The organism is Sulfitobacter sp. CW3 (genome assembly GCF_019392245.1).
Classification (GTDB): Bacteria; Pseudomonadota; Alphaproteobacteria; order Rhodobacterales; family Rhodobacteraceae; genus Sulfitobacter.
Map to the genome: position 1 here is coordinate 1 of NZ_JAHXRL010000198.1, position 274 is coordinate 274.

Genomic DNA, 274 nt, shown 5'->3' on the forward strand with positions numbered 1-274 from the left:
CCCGTCGTCAGGCTGCTGTTGTAGCCGGCAGTTTGAGTGCTGCCGTAACCGGCGATCAGCGTACTGTTGTAGCCGGCCGTTGAAGTGCTCCCATAACCGGTCGTCAGCGAGCTTTCTTCCTGGGCGGTCTGGGTGCTGCCGTAGCCTGCGGTCAGGGTGCTTTTGTAGCCGGCGGTTTGCGTACTGCCATAGCCGGCAATCAGCCTGCTTTCATAGCCGGCTGTTGATGTACTTCCGTAGCCGGCAGTTAACCAACTTTGCTCCTGAGCCGTCT

Annotated in this window: 1 protein-coding gene; it reads right to left on the reverse strand. The window is 59.5% G+C overall.

What is annotated here, in order from left to right; all coding sequences use genetic code 11:
• A partial coding sequence (locus KZZ06_RS20760; RefSeq protein WP_219581854.1) for a hypothetical protein occupies positions 1–274 on the reverse strand: 274 nt, incomplete at both ends.